We start from the raw sequence: 16,157 nt of genomic DNA on the forward strand, positions 1-16,157 counted from the left end.
ACGGCCACCATCAGCGCGCATGCGAGCCAGCCTCCACGACCGCCGGACGGCGTTGCCGCCGGCCGATCCACAGCGCCAGCAGCGCCGCGGTCAGCGCAAAACCAAGTCCGACCAGCGGCACCGGCGCCGGATCGTCTGCGTGCAGCAGCAGCGAGGCCAACAACGGCCCGCAGGCCGATCCGATCAACTGCGCGGCCGGCACCAGCACCGCCACCCGCCCCTGCGCGTCGGCGCGCAGCGCCAGACCCACATGGAACGGCATCAGGAACATCCAGGCGAAGCCGAACGCCACGCACACCACCGCGAAGCCCAGCGCCGCATGGCCGGGAACCCGATACATCGCCGCGGCCACCAGGCACAGCGCCACGCTGCCCAGGGTCAGGGTCGCCGTCACCGACAACCGGCGCACCCAGTAGATCGCCGCCAGCCCGCCGACGATCTGCATGCCCAGCACCCAGGAGGCTTGCAGTTGCGCCGCATGCGCGTCCAGCCCCGCGCGCAGCGCCAGCGGCTCCAGGTAGGCCCACAGCGCGCCGATCGCCGACATCTGCAGGAAGGCGACCAGCAATGGCGCCAGCGTCGCCGGCGACCAGCGCAGCCTGGCGGTGGCGGTCGCCGCGCAGTGGGCAGCAGTGGCAGCGGGAGCCAGGCGCGCCGGCGCCGGCAGTGCCGCCGCCAGCGGCAGCACCAGCAGGCAGGTCGCGGCCATGGCGACGAAGCCGCCCTTCCAGCCCGCCGCCGGCAAGACCCACAGCGCCAGCGCCGCCGCCAGCGCGATCTGCGCCAGCGCCTGCAGCACCATGAACACCGCGGTGATCCGGTCCGGCGTGGCCGCGCGCACGATACTGACCGTGGCCACCCAGACCAGCAGGCCCTCGGCCAGGCCGGCGACGGCGCGCAGTGCGACGAAGGCCGCATCGCCCTGTGCCTGCACCGTGGCCAGGTTCAGCAGCGCGGCCAGCAGCGCCGCCACGATCGCCGTGGGGCGCTGCCAGGACACCGGCAGCAGCGCATCGCCCAGCGCCACGCCGATGCCCAGCGCGATGATCTCGCCCATCGCCACCACGCCCACCCCGGGCAGGGTGATCAGGCGTTGATCGACCAGCGCGCCGAGCACGATCGGCTGCACGCCGAGGATCAGCAGGGCGATGGCGCCGATCGACAAGGCCGCAGCGAGCGGACGCGCCGCCTGCACAGCCGATGGCGGGATGGACGATGCGGAGGGCATGACAGTCATCGCACTGATTCCTCAATACCCGGTCGTTTCGGCCGGCAGTTCGCCTGCGGCAAAGGCCGCGGCGGCACGCGTCTGGTCCTTGCGCAAGCGCCCGTTGGCGATACGCCGCACCCACCATGGCAGTTCCCGCACCTGCCCGCCGGTGGCCGCGGCAAGCACATAGGCCTTGGCGCATTTTTCGAACAGTTCCACGTTCAACGCCAGCCGCTGCGCACTGGTGCCCAGGCACAGCGGGCGCCCGCCCAGCAGCAGGGCGTTGCCGATCTGCAGCGGCGCACCGGCCAAGGCGTCCGCGGCCGCCAGCGGCGCCGGCATCGGCCCGATGTGCCGGGCCTGCTCGTCGAACACCTGCGGCAGCACGCCCCCGACATTGGCCAGAAGGTTGCCGAACGCGCCGGCCGACCAGGCGCTGGCACCGACATCGGGACGCCGCAGGTAGACCTGCGCGTGCACCCGCGCCGACGCCGGCAGCGCCGGGTCGCGCCAGTCCAGCCACTGCGGCCGCTCCGCGTCGAGCGCGCCGCAACACATCGCCGTGGTGCCCGGACAGCGCAGCGCCAGCGCTGCCGCATCGTCGCCGAGCAGGCGCTTGGCCACGAGCCGCTCGCGGGTCTGCAGCCACAGCGCTTCGATGTGCGGGACGGTGGGCATGCGCTACACCAGCTTGAACACGTCGTCGAAGCGGTTCAGCGCCTCGTCGACCACCGCATCGGTATCGGCGCGGCTGGTGTAGATGCGGCTGCCGGCCAGGGTGATCAGCCCGTGCGCGGAATACGCCGCGCCCATCTCCTCCATCATGTGCTTGCGCTCCTTGGCCTCGTTGCGCACGCGCCACAGCTTGTACAGGTTGCCGGTGTCCAGCAGCAACACGCCGGAGGTCTGCAAGTGCACGATCGAGCCCATGTTGTAGACCACGTACGGCAGGCCGAGACGGCGGATGATCGCCTCCAGGCCCTGCCGCAGGCGATCGCCGGCGCGGCCGGCCTGGCCGGCGGCGTCGCTGCGCTGCGCCTCCAGCAAGGCGTGGTAGCCGGCCACGCAGGACAGCGGATTGGCCGACAGCGTGCCGCCGACGAAGGCCCGCCGCGCCGTGGTGCCGATGCCGCCGACCAGGCTCATCATCACCTCGCGGCGGCCACCGATCGCGCCGGCCATCGGATAGCCGCCGGCGAGACACTTGCCGAGCACGGTGATGTCCGGCAGCACCCCGAAGTAACCCTGCGCACCGCCCGGGCCGAGCCGGAAGCCGGTGACCACCTCGTCGAAGATCAGCAGCGCGCCGAATTCGTCGCAGAGCTTGCGCACCTGCCGGTTGTAGTCGTGGTGCACCGGCCGCGTGCCGCTCTCCGGTCCCAGCGGTTCCAGCAGCACCGCTGCGGTGCCGCCGCGCAGGCGATTGAACTGCAGCTTGCGGCGCAATGCCTCCAGATCGTTGGGATGGCATTCCTGGGTGTAGGCGGTGGCGCCGCGCGGGATGCCGATCGCCTCCATGCGCCCGGTGCCCGGCAGGCGCATGCCGTACACCAACTGGTCGCTCCAGCCGTGGTAGGCGCCGCCGATCTTGATGATCCATTTCTTGCGGGTGTGGGTGCGGGCCAGGCGCACCGCGCCCATCACCGCCTCGGTGCCGGAGCCGAGCAGGCGCAGCATCTCCACCGCCGGCATGCTGGCGCAGACCAGTTCGGCCAGCTTGACCTCGTATTCGTGCAGCAGGCCGGTCACCGGGCCGCACTGGTCCAGCACCGCCTGCACATGCTCGCGCAGTTCCGGCGGGTTGGACCCGAGCAGGGTCGGACCACCGGCCTGCAGGAAGTCGATGTAGCGGTTGCCGTCGACGTCGGTCAGGTACGCGCCCTCGGCGCTGTGCATCGCCAGCGGGAACGGATGATTGAACGCCAGGTTGTGCTGCACACCGCCGGGGATCACCTGCTTGGCCGCCTCGCCGAGGCGCTTGGAGCCCTGGCAGCGCTCGTCGAAGTAGCGCATCACCTTGGCCATGCCGGCCGCGCCGATCGGCCGCATCGGCTGGTTCACCAATGCATGGAAGCGCGCGTACAGCTGGTCCACATCGGGCCACTGCGAAATGGCGGGGGTCTGGCTCATGGTCGGTGCCGGGTTCGGGGGAACGGAAACGGAAAGGGCGTGCATGGGTTCAGGCCTCCAGTGCGGTGAGGACGGCGCGCAACGGCGCGGCCAGGCCGGCGTCGTGCAAGGCGCGGCGTTCGATGCGGCGCGCCAGGTGATCGCGCGCCACCTGCTCCAGCGCATCGACCGCGGCCACCGCCTGTTCCAGGCTGCGGCCGCAGCACAGCACGCCGTGGTTGCGCATCAGGTAGGCGTTGCGCGACGGGTGCAGTTGCCGCGCCAGCAGCCAGGCCAGCAGCCCGGTGCCGGACGGGAAATAACCGACCATCGGCACGCGGGCGCCGATCGTCGCCTGCAACGCCGGTTCCTCCACCGGCAGCGCCGCGCCGAGCAGCGCGCAGGCGCTGGCCACCGGCTGGTGGGTGTGGATGCTGCAGGCCACGTCGGGCCGGCGGCGCAGCACCTGCGCATGCAGCCCGGTCTCCACCGACGGCGTGGCGGCACCGTCCAGTTGCCGCAGGTCGGCCAGGCGCACCACGCAGATGTCCTCGGCGCGCATCGCCAAGTAATCGATGGCCGACGGCGTCACCGCGAAGCGTTCGGCGTCCAGGCGCAGCGCGACGTTGCCGCCGGTGCCGGCCAGGTAGCCGCGCCGCGACAACTCCACGCACAGCGCGACCACGCGCGCGCGTTGTTCATGGGCAAACATGCTGGGGAACCTCCTGCACGCTCTCGGGAGCGGGATTCATGCGCCGGTAGATCGGCGCCAGGGTGCGCTGCAATTCGCGGAACGTCGCATAGCGATCGTCGTACAGCGCGCGCGTGGCTGCAGCGGGTTCGTACACCCGGCGTGCGCGTTGCAGCGCCGGCAGGTCGGCGAAGCGCAGCCGGCCCAGGCCCACGCCGGCGATGAAGGTGGCGCCGATCGCATTGGCCTGGATCGGGTTGTGCAGTTGCCGGATCGGCTGGCCGCTGACGTCGGCGATGATCTGGCACCACAGGTCCGACTGCGCGCCGCCGCCGACCGCGGCGATCACGCCGGGATCGCGGCCGAGCAGGCGCGCGAACGGCTCCATCATCCAGCGCGTGTTCAACGCCACCCCTTCCATGAAGGCGCGGATGATGTCCTCGCGGGTGTGCATCAGCGACAGGTTGACCAGCCCGGCGCGCAGGCTGTGGTCCTCGACCGGGGTGCGCTCGCCGAACAGCCACGGCATGTACACCAGGCCATTGGCCCCGGGGGGCACGCGCGCGGCGATGACGTTGAGCACCTCGTACACGTCCGGACGTTCTTCGTCGCGCAGCAGTTCATCGGGATGGAACAGGATGCGGTCGCGCAGGAACGACAGGTTGGCGCCGGCGGTGGACTGCAGCGCGGTGGCCAGGTAACGCCCGCTCACCGCGCACGGCACCGCGGCGATGTTGCTGAACACATCGGTCTTCATCCGCGGCACGTGCGCACCCAGCCACGACGAGGTGCCCAGGTACAGATGCGCGGCGTAGTCCTCGACCGCCGCGGCCACCGCCACCGCCGAGTTGTCGATGGCGCCGGCGATCACCCGGGTCTGCGGCGACAGCCCCAATTGCGCCGCCACCTGCGGCAGCAGCGGCCCCAGCACCTCGGTGGAGGCCACTAGGTCCGGCAGCTTGTCGCGCTCGATGCCGAGCAGGCGCAGCAAGCCGTCGTCGTAGCGGATGCGCATCGGGTCGCGGTTGTCGGTCACCCACGTGGTGAGCACCGAGTCGGCGGTGGCGCAGAAGCGTCCGGTCAGGCGCAGGTTGAGATAGTCCAGCGCATTGAGGAACTTGTGCGTGCGCTGGTAGCGCTGCGGTTCGTGGTCGCGCAGGTAGGCGATGTGGCCGGCGCAGTCCTTGCCGCTGCCGGCCGGCGCGCCGCCGCTCAGGCGCAGCCAGCGCAGCAGCTTCAGCGGCGCATAGCCGCGTACGTTGAGCCAACGGCCGCGCAGGCGCCGCGCAATCGCCGCCTGCCCGCGCATGTCCAGCCACAACATGGCGTTGCCCAGCGCGCGGCCGTCGCGATCCACGCACACGGTGCATTCGCCCTGGGTCGAACAGCACACCGCGGTCACCCGCCGGCGCAGCGCCTCGCCCCCTTGCAGCACCGCCGCGGCGGTGACCAGCAGCGCGTTCCACCAGTCGCGCGGATCCTGCTCGGCGCAGACCCCGTGCACGTGCAGCGGCACCGGCTCGAATGCCCAGGCGATCACCTGGCCGTCCAGCGTGACCAGCGCGCACTTGCAGCCGGAGGTTCCCAGGTCCACCGCCAGCACCAACGGTTGGTCGCCGCCCCGGTCGGCATCGAGCAGTTCGCTGCGCATGGGTCAGAACGTGTAGCCGATCGAAGCCACCAGGGTGTCGCCGTCGGTCTTGCGGATGCGCGCGCCGTCCTGCACCCAGTACAGTTCGTGCGCGTTGACCCGGGTGCTGACCCAGTCCAGGTTCCAGTCCAGCCCCCAGCGCTTGTGGGTGACGCCGATCTGGTAATCGGCGAAGCTGCCCTCGCTGAAGTTGCGCAGCTTCTGGTAGCCGGCATGCAGGCGCAACGTGGTCGACGGCAACACCGACGGCAGCAGCGGGGTCTGGTAGTTGAGATCGCCGAGCAGGGTGCCGCGCGAATCGTGGTCGCCACGCGCGAAGCAGCGCAGCGCCGTCGTCGGATCGGCGGCGAACTGCAGGATCTGCGCGCACACCCCGCCGGTGTCGGCGCCGCGGTAGGTCTTGGAGAACACGTACAGCACACGGCCGTCGATCGCGCCGTAGCCGAGTTCGAGCACACCGAAGTTGCTGTTGTAGTTGGTGCGGCGGATGTCCTCCGGCGTGCCGGTCTCCAGGTCGATCCGATGCGGAGCCAGGAAACTGGCGCCGGGGAAGCGCTCGGTCGCCAGGCCCACACCGGCATGCCAGGCATCGGGATTGCCGAAGCGGTAGCCGGCCGCGGCGGTGATGCCCAGGCCGTCGCCGTCGAGGAACTGTTTCTTGCTGACCTTGGCCACCTCCAGCAGCGCAACGAAACCGCTGGCGTGCACGAACTGGGTGGTCCACTTCAGCGATGGGCGCATCAGCGAGTCGGACACGCCGCGCGTGCGCTGCTCGCTCATCAGCTTGATCTGGTTCTGGAACTCGTAGTTGACCATGCCATCGGTGTCGGCCTGCTGGGCGTGGGCCTGGGCACAGCACGCGCCGTGCAGGGCCAGTGCGCCCGCGAGGGTCGCCATGAAGCGGACTGCAGTCATCTCAATCTCCCCTGGTTCGCTGAGGAAGGTGGGACGTGCGGCAGCCGGCGGCGGCCCCGCACGTCGATGGCACCGGCGCCTTGCGCGCGCGGCGGGTGGATTACCTGGCGCAGACCGGCGTGCTGGGCAGCGCCTGCACGCGGGTGAAGCGTTCGGTCTCGCCGAGCACTTCCACGCCGACGAAGGCGCGCAGATCCAGCGATGTGCCGCTGGCGCGCAGCGTGGCCTTGTAGCGCTTGCCGCTGCGTGGATCGAAGGCCCAGCCATCGCGCCAGGTGTCGCCGTCCTCGCGCCCCAGGCGCGCGATCTGCACGCCGCAGGTATCGGTGGCGGTGCCGGCGTCCTTGTCCCAGACGATGCGCCCGCACAAGGCGGTGGCCGCATCCGCGCAGGGCGCGAACTCCACCACCGCGTCCTTGGCCGCAGTCAGCCACAGCCCCTGCGCCGAGGCCGGTGCGGCGCCCGCTGCGACCGGCGCCAGCAACCATCCGGCGACGAGTGCGCCGACCACGCCGTACCGCTTCATTCCCGAACTCGCCTGCATCGAACGCCCCCTCGCCATCGCGCAATTAAGTAGTGAAAACTACCGTATAGCGATCACTATCGTTTTGCAAGCATTGCACGCACGGTGTTCGTCGCGGACGCGGCGGAGCGCACAAACGCCTGGATTTCAAGGGATTCCGCGCGTAGCGGCACGCGTGCGCCGGCCGGTTTTTGCGGCATTGCAACAGCCGGCGGCGAGGACCAAGACGCGGATCGGCTCGCCCTGCGGCCATCCCCAACGTCTCGCGTCGAGGGAATACCTCGATCGCGCGCCCTCCAATGACGCAGCCACAGGCGCGCAGTCGAACGCGGTCGGCAATGGCACGAGACGATCAAGGACGCGAGATTGGTCGGCGTTCGCTGCAGCCTGGCTGCAGCGACGCGACGACATCGATGACAAGCACCGCCGCCCGCAAGGGCGGCAGTGCCGATGCGGGCCAACGAGAGAGATGTAGGACCGGCAGGATCGGCCGGCCGAAGCGGCCGGCGATGACGCGGCCGCGATGGGGGAAGCCCCCGTTCAACGCATCGGCGCCTCCCGCAGGCGGGAGGCGCGCGCTTGGATCAGGCGTCCTTGCCGGACACGTGCCCGTCGATCTTCGAGGTCTGGTACAGCGCCATGCCGATGCGCTTGATCAGGCCGAGCTGCTGCTCCAGCCACCACGCATGGTCTTCCTCGGTGTCGCGCAACTGCGCCAGCAACACGTCGCGGCTGACGTAGTCGCCGTGCTGCTCGCACAGCTTCATGCCCGCCGCCAGATTGGCGCGCACTTCGTACTCGACCTTCAGGTCCTTCTCCAGCATTTCCTCGACCGTGCGCCCTGGCTCGAACGCATGCGGGCGCATGTCCGGGTCGCCCTCCAGGAACAGGATGCGCCGCAGCAGCGCATCGGCGTGTTCGGTCTCCTCCTCCATCTCGTGGTTGATGCGTGCGTACAGCGCCAGCAGGCCCTGATCCTCGTAACGCCGCGAGTGGATGAAATACTGGTCGCGCGCGGCCAGTTCGCCGCGCAGCAGCTCCTTGAGGCATTGCACAACGTCGGGGTGTCCCTTCATGGGGCGGGCTCCGTGGGGTCGACTGAGGGCGCCATAGTGCCCGATGCCGCCGCGCCACGTTCCAATCGGAATCATTCACATCCCGAGTCGCAACGTCCGCGATGCGTGACCCCGCACACAGCGCGCCGCGCCTACGCGGGAACGACACGCACGCGTGTCTAGAATCGGAGGCTTGCCACCGGAGAGAGACGATGCGCGTTCGATGGAAACGCCTGCTGCTGGGGACGCTGCTGCTGACGGCGGCCGTGGTGCTGGGCATCTGGCTGCTGCTGCGCGGCAGCCTGGCCACGCTCGACGGCAACGCGCCGCTGCAAGGCCTGCGGGCGCCGGCAAGCATCCAGCGCGACGCGCTGGGCGTGGTCACCATCGATGCCGCCGACGAAGCCGACGCGATGCGCGCGCTCGGCTACGTGCACGCGCAGGAGCGCTTCTTCGAAATGGATCTGCTGCGCCGCGCCGCCGCCGGCGAACTGTCCGAGCTGGTCGGTCCGCACGCGCTGGACGTGGACAAGGCACGGCGGGCGCATCGCCTGCGTACGCGCAGCAGCGCGCAACTGGCCGCGTTCGCCGGCACGCACGCGGTGGCCTTGCAGGCCTACAGCGCCGGCGTCAACCAGGGCCTGCACGCGTTGCGGGTACGGCCGTGGCCTTACCTGATGCTGTTCGCCACGCCGCGCGACTGGCAGCCGGTGGATTCGGCGCTGGCCGGCCAGGCGATGTACTTCGACCTGCAGGGCAAGCAACTCGATCGCAAGCTGGCCCTGTACCGCCTGCAGCAGCGCTTGCCGGCGCCGCTGTATGCCCTGCTGCGCCACGAAGGCAGCAGTTGGGACACGACGCTGGACGGCAGCGTGCGCGGCGACGCGCAGCTGCCCGCCGCCGATCAGATCGATCTGCGCCGCCTGGCGGACGCATCCGTGCCCGCCGCGGCGGACGCGGTGGCCACCAGCGCGCCCGGCAGCAACAACTGGGCCATCGCCGGCAGCCGCACCGCCGACGGCCGCGCCATCGTCGCCAACGACATGCATCTGGGCCTGCGCGCGCCCAGCCTGTGGTTCCGCGTGCGCCTGCGCTATGCCGATGCGCAGGCGCCGGGCGGCCGCGTGGACGTGTCCGGGTTCTCGCTGCCCGGCCTGCCGGCGGTGATCGTCGGCAGCAACGGCCACATCGCCTGGGGCTTCACCAACAGCTATGCCGATACCGCCGACTGGTACCGGCTCACGCCCTGCGCCGCAGTGGCGCAGCCCGGCTGCACGCCGGTCACCGTGCACCGCGAACGCATCAAGGTCTCTGGCACCCCCGACACCGAACTGCAAGTCGAAGACACCGCCTATGGCCCGATCCTGCAACACGAACCCGACGGCAGCGCGCTGGCGCTGCGCTGGGCCGCGCAGTTGCCGGGTGCACTGAACCTGGGGCTTGCCGACTTCGCCCGCGCCGACACCCTGCCCGATGCCTTCGCCCGTGCGCAGCACATCGCCACGCCGGCGCAGAACCTGGTGCTGGCCGACCGCGACGGCCACATCGGCTGGCGCGTGCTCGGCCCGTTGCCGTTGCGCGGCCCGCACTGTACGGCCGATGCGGTGATGCACGACGTGCGCGCGACGGTGCCGGCGGATGCCCGCTGCGCGCCATGGCCGCTGTCCACCTCCCAGTCGCCGCAGCGCATCGATCCCGCCGACGGGCAATTGTGGACCGCCAACGCCCGCGTGGTCGGCGGTGCCGACCTGGCGCCGATCGGCGACGGCGGCTATGCGCTGGGCGCACGCGCGCAGCAGATCCGCGACGACCTGCGCCTGCATCCGCACCTCGACGAACAGCAGTTGCTGGCGATCCAGCTCGACGACCGCGCCCTGTTCCTGCAGCGCTGGTGGGCGCTGCTGCAGCAACGCGACGCGGGCGCGGCGACGCCGGCGCTGCACGCCGTCTCGCAGGCCGCCGCACACTGGGAAGGCCGCGCCAGCACCGGCTCGGTGAGCTATACCCTGGTGCGCGCGTGGCGCCTGGCGGTGCTGACCCGGATCCGCGACGGCCTGATCGCGCCGGCCCGTACGGGGTCGGACGCCGATGCCGCGCCACCACCGCTGCCGCAACTGGAAGGCGTGGCCTGGCCGCTGCTGCAGCAACAGCCGCTGCACCTGTTGCCGCGCCGCTACGGCAGCTGGCAGGCGCTGCTGGAGGACGCCGCCGCCGAGGTGCGCACGCAGCTGCAGGCCGCTGGCCCGCTGGACACGCGCCGCTGGGGCCAGGAGAACCGTGCGGCGATCTGCCATCCGCTGGCGCAAGGCCTGCCGGCAACATTGAGCGGCTGGCTGTGCATGCCCGACACGCCGCTACCCGGCGACGACGACATGCCGCGGGTGCAGCGCCCGGCCTTCGGCGCTTCCGAACGCATGGTGGTGGCGCCGGGCCACGAGGCCGACGGCATCGTGCACATGCCCGGCGGCCAGAGCGGCCACCCGCTGTCGCCATTCTGGGGCGCCGGCCACGCCGACTGGGTACAGGGCCGTGCCACAAAGTTCCTGCCCGGCCCGACCCTGCACACGCTGAGATTAAGCCCGTCCGCTCCACAATGAATCGATGTCGGTTCCGCGCAGGCGCGTGTCGCATGCGCCGGTCTGCCGCCTCCCTCCCCCCACTGCCGAGTCTGCCTACCGATGAAGCGCCCTCCCCTGCTCGCCCTGTTGCTGCCGCTCGCCGCGGCCATGTCGTTCCCCGCCTGTGCCACGCCGGCCGCCGACGCCCCCCCTGCCGCCGCCGACTGCAGCGTGCGCGCCGAACCCGGCGACGACCTGCAGGCCGCGATCGACCGGGTCCCCAACGACGGCAAGCCCGCCACCGTGTGCCTGAGCGCGGGCGAGTTCCACATCGGCAAGCTGATCTCGATCCAGCGCGACGGCCTGCGCCTGCGCGGCCAGGGCGACGCCACCGTGCTGCGCATGCGCGACCACGTGCAGCAACCCACCATCGTCATCGGCGACTACCAGAACGAGCGCCCCATGCGGCCGATCCGCGACGTGCGCGTGGAGCAGTTGCAGATCGTCGGCGGCACCATCGACAAGGAGTTCATGCCCGAGCGGCCGTACCTGAGCAACAGCCTGGTGGTGGTGCGCAACGGCCAGAACATCCAGCTGACCCACCTGCGGGTGAGCAAGTGCCGCAGCGCCTGCCTGCTGAGCGAGTTCGACAGCCGCGACCTGCTGATCGCGCACAACGACGTCTCCGGCGCGACCTGGGATGGGGTGTCGTTCAACCGCACCGCCAAGGTCAAGCTGATCGACAACGTGATCCACGACAACGTCGCCGCCGGCATCACCACCGAGCACCTGGAAGACAGCGAGATCCGCGACAACCGCCTGGAGCGCAACGGCAGCCAGGGCGTGTACCTGGCCGACGCGCGGCGCAACCTGTTTTCGGGCAACCAGTTCATCGACAACAAGGGCGCCGGGCTTTACCTGACCTGCTCGATCCGCCAGCGCACGCCGCAGATCCTGTGCTGGGACAACAGCATGAGCCAGGACAACACGTTCGAGAACAACACCTTCCGCGGCAATCCCTACACCTACACCATCGGCGTGGACAGCGCGGCCAACTGCACCGGCCCGGAGTTCCGCCCCAACCTGTGGCGCAAGAGCAACCAGGCCGATGCCTCGGGCATCGACATCCAGCCCGAACGCTACGGCCACTGCGTGCGCTTCGAGTGAAGCCGGGACTCGGGACTCGGGACCCGGAAAAGCGTAGTGCGGGCGATCCGAAGCAGTTCTTCGGATCCCGAGTCGCGCACGTCCCGCCGGCGCATCGCCGGCGGGACGTGCGAGTTCAGGCTCCCAACGCCTGCGCGTGCACACCCGTCACCGCACGACCGGAGGGATCGGCCATCGCCGCGAAGCTGGCATCCCAGGCGATCGCCGCCGGCGAGGAGCAGGCGATCGACTTGCCGCCGGGCACGGTCTCGGCCGCGGCCGGGGTCGGGAACACGCGTTCGAACAGGCTACGGTAGTAATACGCTTCCTTGGTCTGCGGCGGGTTGACCGGAAAGCGCTTGTCGGCCGCAGCCAGTTCGCGGTCGCTGACCTGCGCCTCGGCGTGCGCCTTCAGCCCGTCGATCCAGCCATAGCCGACGCCGTCGCTGAACTGCTCTTTCTGCCGCCACAGGATCGACTCGGGCAGATAGCCTTCGAAGGCGTCGCGCAGCACACCTTTTTCCATGCGCGCCGCGCCGCCACTAGCCTTGTCGATCATCTTGTACTGGGCATCCATGCGCATGGCCACGTCCAGGAACTCCACGTCCAGGAACGGCACGCGCGGCTCCACGCCCCAGGCCATCATCGACTTGTTGGCGCGCAGGCAGTCGTAGTTGTACAGCGCATCGAGCTTGCGGATCAGTTCCTCGTGGAATTCGCGCGCGTTCGGCGCCTTGTGGAAGTACAGGTAGCCGCCGAAGATCTCGTCGCTGCCTTCGCCGGACAGCACCATCTTCACCCCCATCGCCTTGATCCGCCGCGCCAGCAGGAACATCGGCGTGGAGGCGCGAATGGTGGTGACGTCATAGGTCTCGATGTGGCGGATCACTTCCGGCAGCGCGTCCAGGCCTTCTTCGAAGGTGTATTCGAAGCCGTGGTGCACGGTGCCCAGCGCCTCGGCGGCGATCGCCGCGGCGGCCAGGTCCGGCGAGCCCTTCAGGCCGATCGCGAACGAGTGCAGGCGCGGCCACCAGGCCTCTGCCTCGTCGTTCTCCTCGATGCGCTTGCGCGCGAAGCGCGCCGCCACCGCCGCCACCAGCGAGGAATCCAGGCCGCCGGAGAGCAGCACGCCGTACGGCACGTCGGTCATCAGCTGGCGGTGCACGGCGCGCTCGAAGGCCTCGCGCAGTTCCTGCTTGCCGACCTCCACGCCCTGCACCGCCGCGTAGTCGCGCCAGGGCTTGCGGTAGTACTGCACCAGTTCGCCGCTGGCGCTGTCGTAGTAGTGGCCCGGCGGGAACTGGGCGACGTCGGCGCAGCTGTCGGCCAGCGACTTCATCTCCGAGGCCACCCGCAGCCGACCCTGCGCGTCATGGCCCCAGTACAGCGGACACACGCCCATCGGATCGCGCGCGATCAACACGCGGCCGGCGGCCTTGTCCCACAGTGCGAACGCGAAGATGCCGTTGAGGCGGTTCAGCAGCGCGTCCGGCGTGGTTTCGCGGTACAGCGCGTTGATTACCTCGCAGTCCGAACCGGTCTGGAAGGCATAGGGCTGGGCGAGTTGCTTCTTCAGCTCGCGGTGGTTGTAGATCTCGCCGTTGACCGCCAGCGCCAGTTGTCCGTCGTCCGACAGCAGCGGCTGCGAACCGCCGGCCGGGTCGACGATGGCCAGGCGCTCGTGGACCAGGATCGCGCCGTCGTCGACATACACGCCGCTCCAGTCCGGGCCGCGGTGACGCTGCCGCTGCGAGCAGTCCAGCGCCTGCCGCCGCAATGCCTGCAGGTCGTCGCCCGGTTGCAGGCCGAAGATGCCGAAGATCGAACACATGGGAAAGCTCCTGATCGTGGGGTGGTGGTGCGCGAGGGGGGACGCACCAGGCACAAAAAAACCCGCATCGGCCGATGCGGGTTTCTGGTGGCTGGGCGTGGTGTTTCTGGTAGCGCCTAGTCGCAGACCCGCATCGGCCGCGCACGATTATTCGCCAGCGCATTAGTGCGGCCGTTGGCGTTGATCGAGCGGAGGACGGACAGCGAGGTCATACAGCGACCGTAACCCGGCGCGCGGGCCGGCGCAACTGTTACCGCAGCAACCGTTCGATCAGGCGCAGGTACAACTCCGGCAGCGCCTCCAGGTCGGCGACGCGCACGTGTTCGTCGACCTGGTGGATGCTGGCGTTGACCGGGCCGACTTCGATGCACTGCGCGCCCAGCGGGGCGATGAAGCGCGCATCGGAGGTGCCGCCGCCGGTGCTCTCCTCCGGCGGCGCGCCGGCGACCTCGCCCAGCACCTCGCGCGCCACCCGGCGCAGCGTGCCTTCGGGGGTGTAGAACGGCTCGCCGCTGCGGTGCCAGCGCAGGCTGTAATCCAGGCCATGACGATCGAACAGCGCGGCAATCTCCGCTTCCAGTCGCGGTGCATCCCAGTGCGGGGTGTAGCGCAGGTTGAAGGCGACCTGCAGTTCGCCGGGGATCACATTGTTGGCGCCGGTACCGGCATGGATGTTGGAGAGTTGCAGACTGGTCGGCGGGAAGCTTTCGTAGCCGTCGTCCCAGTGCCGCGCGACCAGGTCGGCCAGCGCCGGCGTGGCCAGGTGGATCGGGTTGCGCGCCTTGTGCGGATAGGCCACGTGGCCCTGCACACCGCGCACGACGAGCGTGCCGGAAAGGCTGCCACGGCGACCGACCCGCAGCAGATCGCCAAGCCGTTCGGTGGACGAGGGTTCGCCGGTGATGCACCAGTCGATGCGTTCGCCGCGCTCGGCGAACACGCGCGCCACGTGGCGCACGCCGTCGATCGCATCGCCTTCCTCGTCGCTGGTCAGCAGCACCGCCAGCGTCCCCGGGTGCTGCGGCTGCGCGGCCACGAACCGCTCGGCGGCAACCACGAAGGCGGCCACGCTGCCCTTCATGTCGGCGGCACCACGCCCGTACAGCACGCCGTCGCGGAGCTGCGGCGCGAACGGATCGCTGGCCCAGGCCTCGCGTGGCCCCGGCGGCACCACGTCGGTATGGCCGAGCAGCGCCAGCACCGGACCGTCGCCGCCACGGTGGGTGGCCCACAGGTTGTCGACCTGGCCGCAGCGCAACCGCTCGATGGCGAAACCGGCGCGTTCCAGCCGCTGCGCGATCAGGTCCTGGCACCCGGCATCGTCAGGAGTGACTGACGGACGGGCGATCAGGTCGCAGGCGAGTTCAAGGACATCGGACATGCAGGGACACCGTTGGAAGACACGAGAAGAGAGGCGATGAGGGTCGTCGCGTGCGGGCAGCGCAGAAAGCGCAGTGTACGAGCGGGACTGGCGGATTCGAAGCATTGGCCAGGATCGCCTGGCGGGTGCCGGTCGCAGCCTTCGCTACGACGCGACCCCAGGCCAGCGCATGCACTGCACGCGCACCGCGAACGCTTCGTTGCCGGGCATGCGCCCGCCGTGCGTTCCGGTCTCGACGAAGCCGCAAGCGCGGTAGAAGGCCAGCGCCGCAGCATTGCCTTCCAGCAATTCCAGCGTCAGGCCAGCCGGGCTGGCGGCCTGCACGGCCGCCACCAGCGCCTGGCCGACGCCGCGCCGGCGCGCGGCCGTGTCCACGTACAGCCAGGCCAGTTCCTGGCCATCGTCGGCGACGAAGCCGAGCACCTGGCCATCGCACTCGGCGACCTGCACGCGGTAGTCGAACAGCCCTTCGCGCTCGGCCGCAACCGGCAGCGGCAGGAACGCATCGGCTAGCCCCGCCGCCTGCAGTTCCTCCAGGCGCGCGGCATCGTGGATGGCGCACAGGCGCGCCCAGTCCTCGACCCGGTACGGGCGGATGGTCACGCGATCCCGAATCGCTGCTTGAAGCCGTTGTCGGAGAAGCCCTGGCTGAGCTGGCCGTCGTCGGTCACCACCACCGGCCGCCGGATCAGCTGCGGATACTCGCGCAGCAGCAGCTTCCACTCGGCATCCGAGCCCGGGGCTTTCTTGTTGTCGGGCAACTGCCGCCAGGTGGTGGAGGACTTGTTGACCAGTGCATCGAAGCCACCGGCCTGGCCGGCCCACTCCAGCAGGGTGTCCGGGGTCGGCTTGTGCTCGCGGTAATCGACGAAGGTGTAGGCCACGCGGAAGCGGTCCAGCCACTTGGTCGCCTTCTTGCAGGTGTCGCAGTTCTTCAATCCGTACAACGTGGTCATCGACATGTCCCATCAAGCGAATGAAGCCCCTCTCCCACCGGGAGAGGGGTTGGGGTGAGGGTTGGCGCGCCGTGGTGACCTGGCACGCGCAGATATCGCGCTTGATCTTACCCGGCGCACGCGCCGTCGGT

The 16,157-nt window shown here is 70.1% G+C and carries 14 protein-coding genes; 2 read left to right on the forward strand and 12 right to left on the reverse strand.

The features are described from left to right. Window positions 1-10 precede the first annotated feature (10 nt). From GGR71_RS01480 to bfr, 8 genes are all read right to left on the reverse strand, one after another. Window positions 11-1,165, reverse strand: a complete 1,155-nt coding sequence (locus GGR71_RS01480) for an MFS transporter (RefSeq protein WP_184451665.1) — start codon at window positions 1,163-1,165, stop codon at window positions 11-13. An 84-nt stretch (window positions 1,166-1,249) separates the two neighbouring features. Next, complete coding sequence (locus tag GGR71_RS01485; RefSeq protein ID WP_160957173.1) at window positions 1,250-1,888, reverse strand: hypothetical protein; 639 nt, start codon at window positions 1,886-1,888, stop codon at window positions 1,250-1,252. A 3-nt stretch (window positions 1,889-1,891) separates the two neighbouring features. Further along, entirely contained in the window at window positions 1,892-3,340 is a 1,449-nt protein-coding gene (locus GGR71_RS01490; RefSeq protein WP_160957174.1) for an aspartate aminotransferase family protein, read from the reverse strand. Between the two features lie 49 nt (window positions 3,341-3,389). Continuing rightward, window positions 3,390-4,031: a class II aldolase/adducin family protein gene (locus tag GGR71_RS01495; protein ID WP_160957175.1), complete on the reverse strand. Its 642-nt coding sequence runs from the start codon at window positions 4,029-4,031 to the stop codon at window positions 3,390-3,392. Continuing rightward, the gene (locus tag GGR71_RS01500; protein WP_160957176.1) at window positions 4,018-5,661 is read right to left on the reverse strand and encodes a xylulokinase; all 1,644 of its coding nucleotides are present in this window, start codon (window positions 5,659-5,661) and stop codon (window positions 4,018-4,020) included. Before GGR71_RS01500 ends, GGR71_RS01495 begins: the two co-directional genes overlap by 14 nt. A gap of 3 nt (window positions 5,662-5,664) precedes the next feature. Beyond that, a complete protein-coding gene (locus GGR71_RS01505) occupies window positions 5,665-6,558 on the reverse strand; it encodes a TorF family putative porin (protein ID WP_160957211.1) in 894 nt (297 codons plus the stop codon). A gap of 118 nt (window positions 6,559-6,676) precedes the next feature. Next, the gene (locus GGR71_RS01510; RefSeq protein WP_160957177.1) at window positions 6,677-7,102 is read right to left on the reverse strand and encodes a DUF2147 domain-containing protein; all 426 of its coding nucleotides are present in this window, start codon (window positions 7,100-7,102) and stop codon (window positions 6,677-6,679) included. A 581-nt stretch (window positions 7,103-7,683) separates the two neighbouring features. Beyond that, complete coding sequence (gene bfr / locus GGR71_RS01515; protein ID WP_160957178.1) at window positions 7,684-8,175, reverse strand: bacterioferritin; 492 nt, start codon at window positions 8,173-8,175, stop codon at window positions 7,684-7,686. 191 nt (window positions 8,176-8,366) lie between these two features. Here bfr and GGR71_RS01520 point away from each other — a divergent pair, with 191 nt between their 5' ends. Both GGR71_RS01520 and GGR71_RS01525 read left to right on the forward strand, forming a co-directional pair. Beyond that, window positions 8,367-10,751 carry a penicillin acylase family protein gene (locus GGR71_RS01520; protein ID WP_160957179.1) on the forward strand — a complete coding sequence of 795 codons (2,385 nt, stop codon included), beginning with the start codon at window positions 8,367-8,369 and terminating at the stop codon, window positions 10,749-10,751. A gap of 81 nt (window positions 10,752-10,832) precedes the next feature. Continuing rightward, entirely contained in the window at window positions 10,833-11,879 is a 1,047-nt protein-coding gene (locus GGR71_RS01525; RefSeq protein WP_160957180.1) for a right-handed parallel beta-helix repeat-containing protein, read from the forward strand. A gap of 115 nt (window positions 11,880-11,994) precedes the next feature. Here GGR71_RS01525 and asnB read toward each other — a convergent pair whose 3' ends face one another. From asnB to GGR71_RS01545, 4 genes are all read right to left on the reverse strand, one after another. Continuing rightward, a complete protein-coding gene (gene asnB, locus GGR71_RS01530) occupies window positions 11,995-13,689 on the reverse strand; it encodes an asparagine synthase B (RefSeq protein WP_160957181.1) in 1,695 nt (564 codons plus the stop codon). A 250-nt stretch (window positions 13,690-13,939) separates the two neighbouring features. Beyond that, entirely contained in the window at window positions 13,940-15,070 is a 1,131-nt protein-coding gene (gene dapE, locus GGR71_RS01535) for a succinyl-diaminopimelate desuccinylase (RefSeq protein ID WP_160957182.1), read from the reverse strand. Window positions 15,071-15,214: 144 nt separating this feature from the next. Further along, window positions 15,215-15,673 carry a GNAT family N-acetyltransferase gene (locus GGR71_RS01540; protein ID WP_160957183.1) on the reverse strand — a complete coding sequence of 153 codons (459 nt, stop codon included), beginning with the start codon at window positions 15,671-15,673 and terminating at the stop codon, window positions 15,215-15,217. Continuing rightward, window positions 15,670-16,026 (reverse strand): arsenate reductase, encoded by a 357-nt coding sequence (locus GGR71_RS01545; RefSeq protein ID WP_160957184.1) that lies wholly within the window; start codon window positions 16,024-16,026, stop codon window positions 15,670-15,672. The genes GGR71_RS01540 and GGR71_RS01545 overlap by 4 nt, the downstream gene beginning before the upstream one ends. Window positions 16,027-16,157 lie beyond the last annotated feature (131 nt).

This window comes from Xanthomonas sp. F1 (assembly GCF_014199855.1).

What these genes read in the sequence shown, in the direction of transcription:
- GGR71_RS01485 (WP_160957173.1), bottom strand. Translation starts at nt 1,888, where the DNA reads ATGCCCACCGTCCCGCACATCGAAGCGCTGTGGCTGCAGACCCGCGAG.
- GGR71_RS01520 (WP_160957179.1), top strand. Translation starts at nt 8,367, where the DNA reads ATGCGCGTTCGATGGAAACGCCTGCTGCTGGGGACGCTGCTGCTGACG.
- GGR71_RS01545 (WP_160957184.1), bottom strand. Translation starts at nt 16,026, where the DNA reads ATGACCACGTTGTACGGATTGAAGAACTGCGACACCTGCAAGAAGGCG.
- GGR71_RS01505 (WP_160957211.1), bottom strand. Translation starts at nt 6,558, where the DNA reads ATGGCGACCCTCGCGGGCGCACTGGCCCTGCACGGCGCGTGCTGTGCC.
- dapE (WP_160957182.1), bottom strand. Translation starts at nt 15,070, where the DNA reads ATGTCCGATGTCCTTGAACTCGCCTGCGACCTGATCGCCCGTCCGTCA.
- asnB (WP_160957181.1), bottom strand. Translation starts at nt 13,689, where the DNA reads ATGTGTTCGATCTTCGGCATCTTCGGCCTGCAACCGGGCGACGACCTG.
- GGR71_RS01495 (WP_160957175.1), bottom strand. Translation starts at nt 4,031, where the DNA reads ATGTTTGCCCATGAACAACGCGCGCGCGTGGTCGCGCTGTGCGTGGAG.
- GGR71_RS01500 (WP_160957176.1), bottom strand. Translation starts at nt 5,661, where the DNA reads ATGCGCAGCGAACTGCTCGATGCCGACCGGGGCGGCGACCAACCGTTG.
- bfr (WP_160957178.1), bottom strand. Translation starts at nt 8,175, where the DNA reads ATGAAGGGACACCCCGACGTTGTGCAATGCCTCAAGGAGCTGCTGCGC.
- GGR71_RS01525 (WP_160957180.1), top strand. Translation starts at nt 10,833, where the DNA reads ATGAAGCGCCCTCCCCTGCTCGCCCTGTTGCTGCCGCTCGCCGCGGCC.
- GGR71_RS01490 (WP_160957174.1), bottom strand. Translation starts at nt 3,340, where the DNA reads ATGAGCCAGACCCCCGCCATTTCGCAGTGGCCCGATGTGGACCAGCTG.
- GGR71_RS01510 (WP_160957177.1), bottom strand. Translation starts at nt 7,102, where the DNA reads ATGAAGCGGTACGGCGTGGTCGGCGCACTCGTCGCCGGATGGTTGCTG.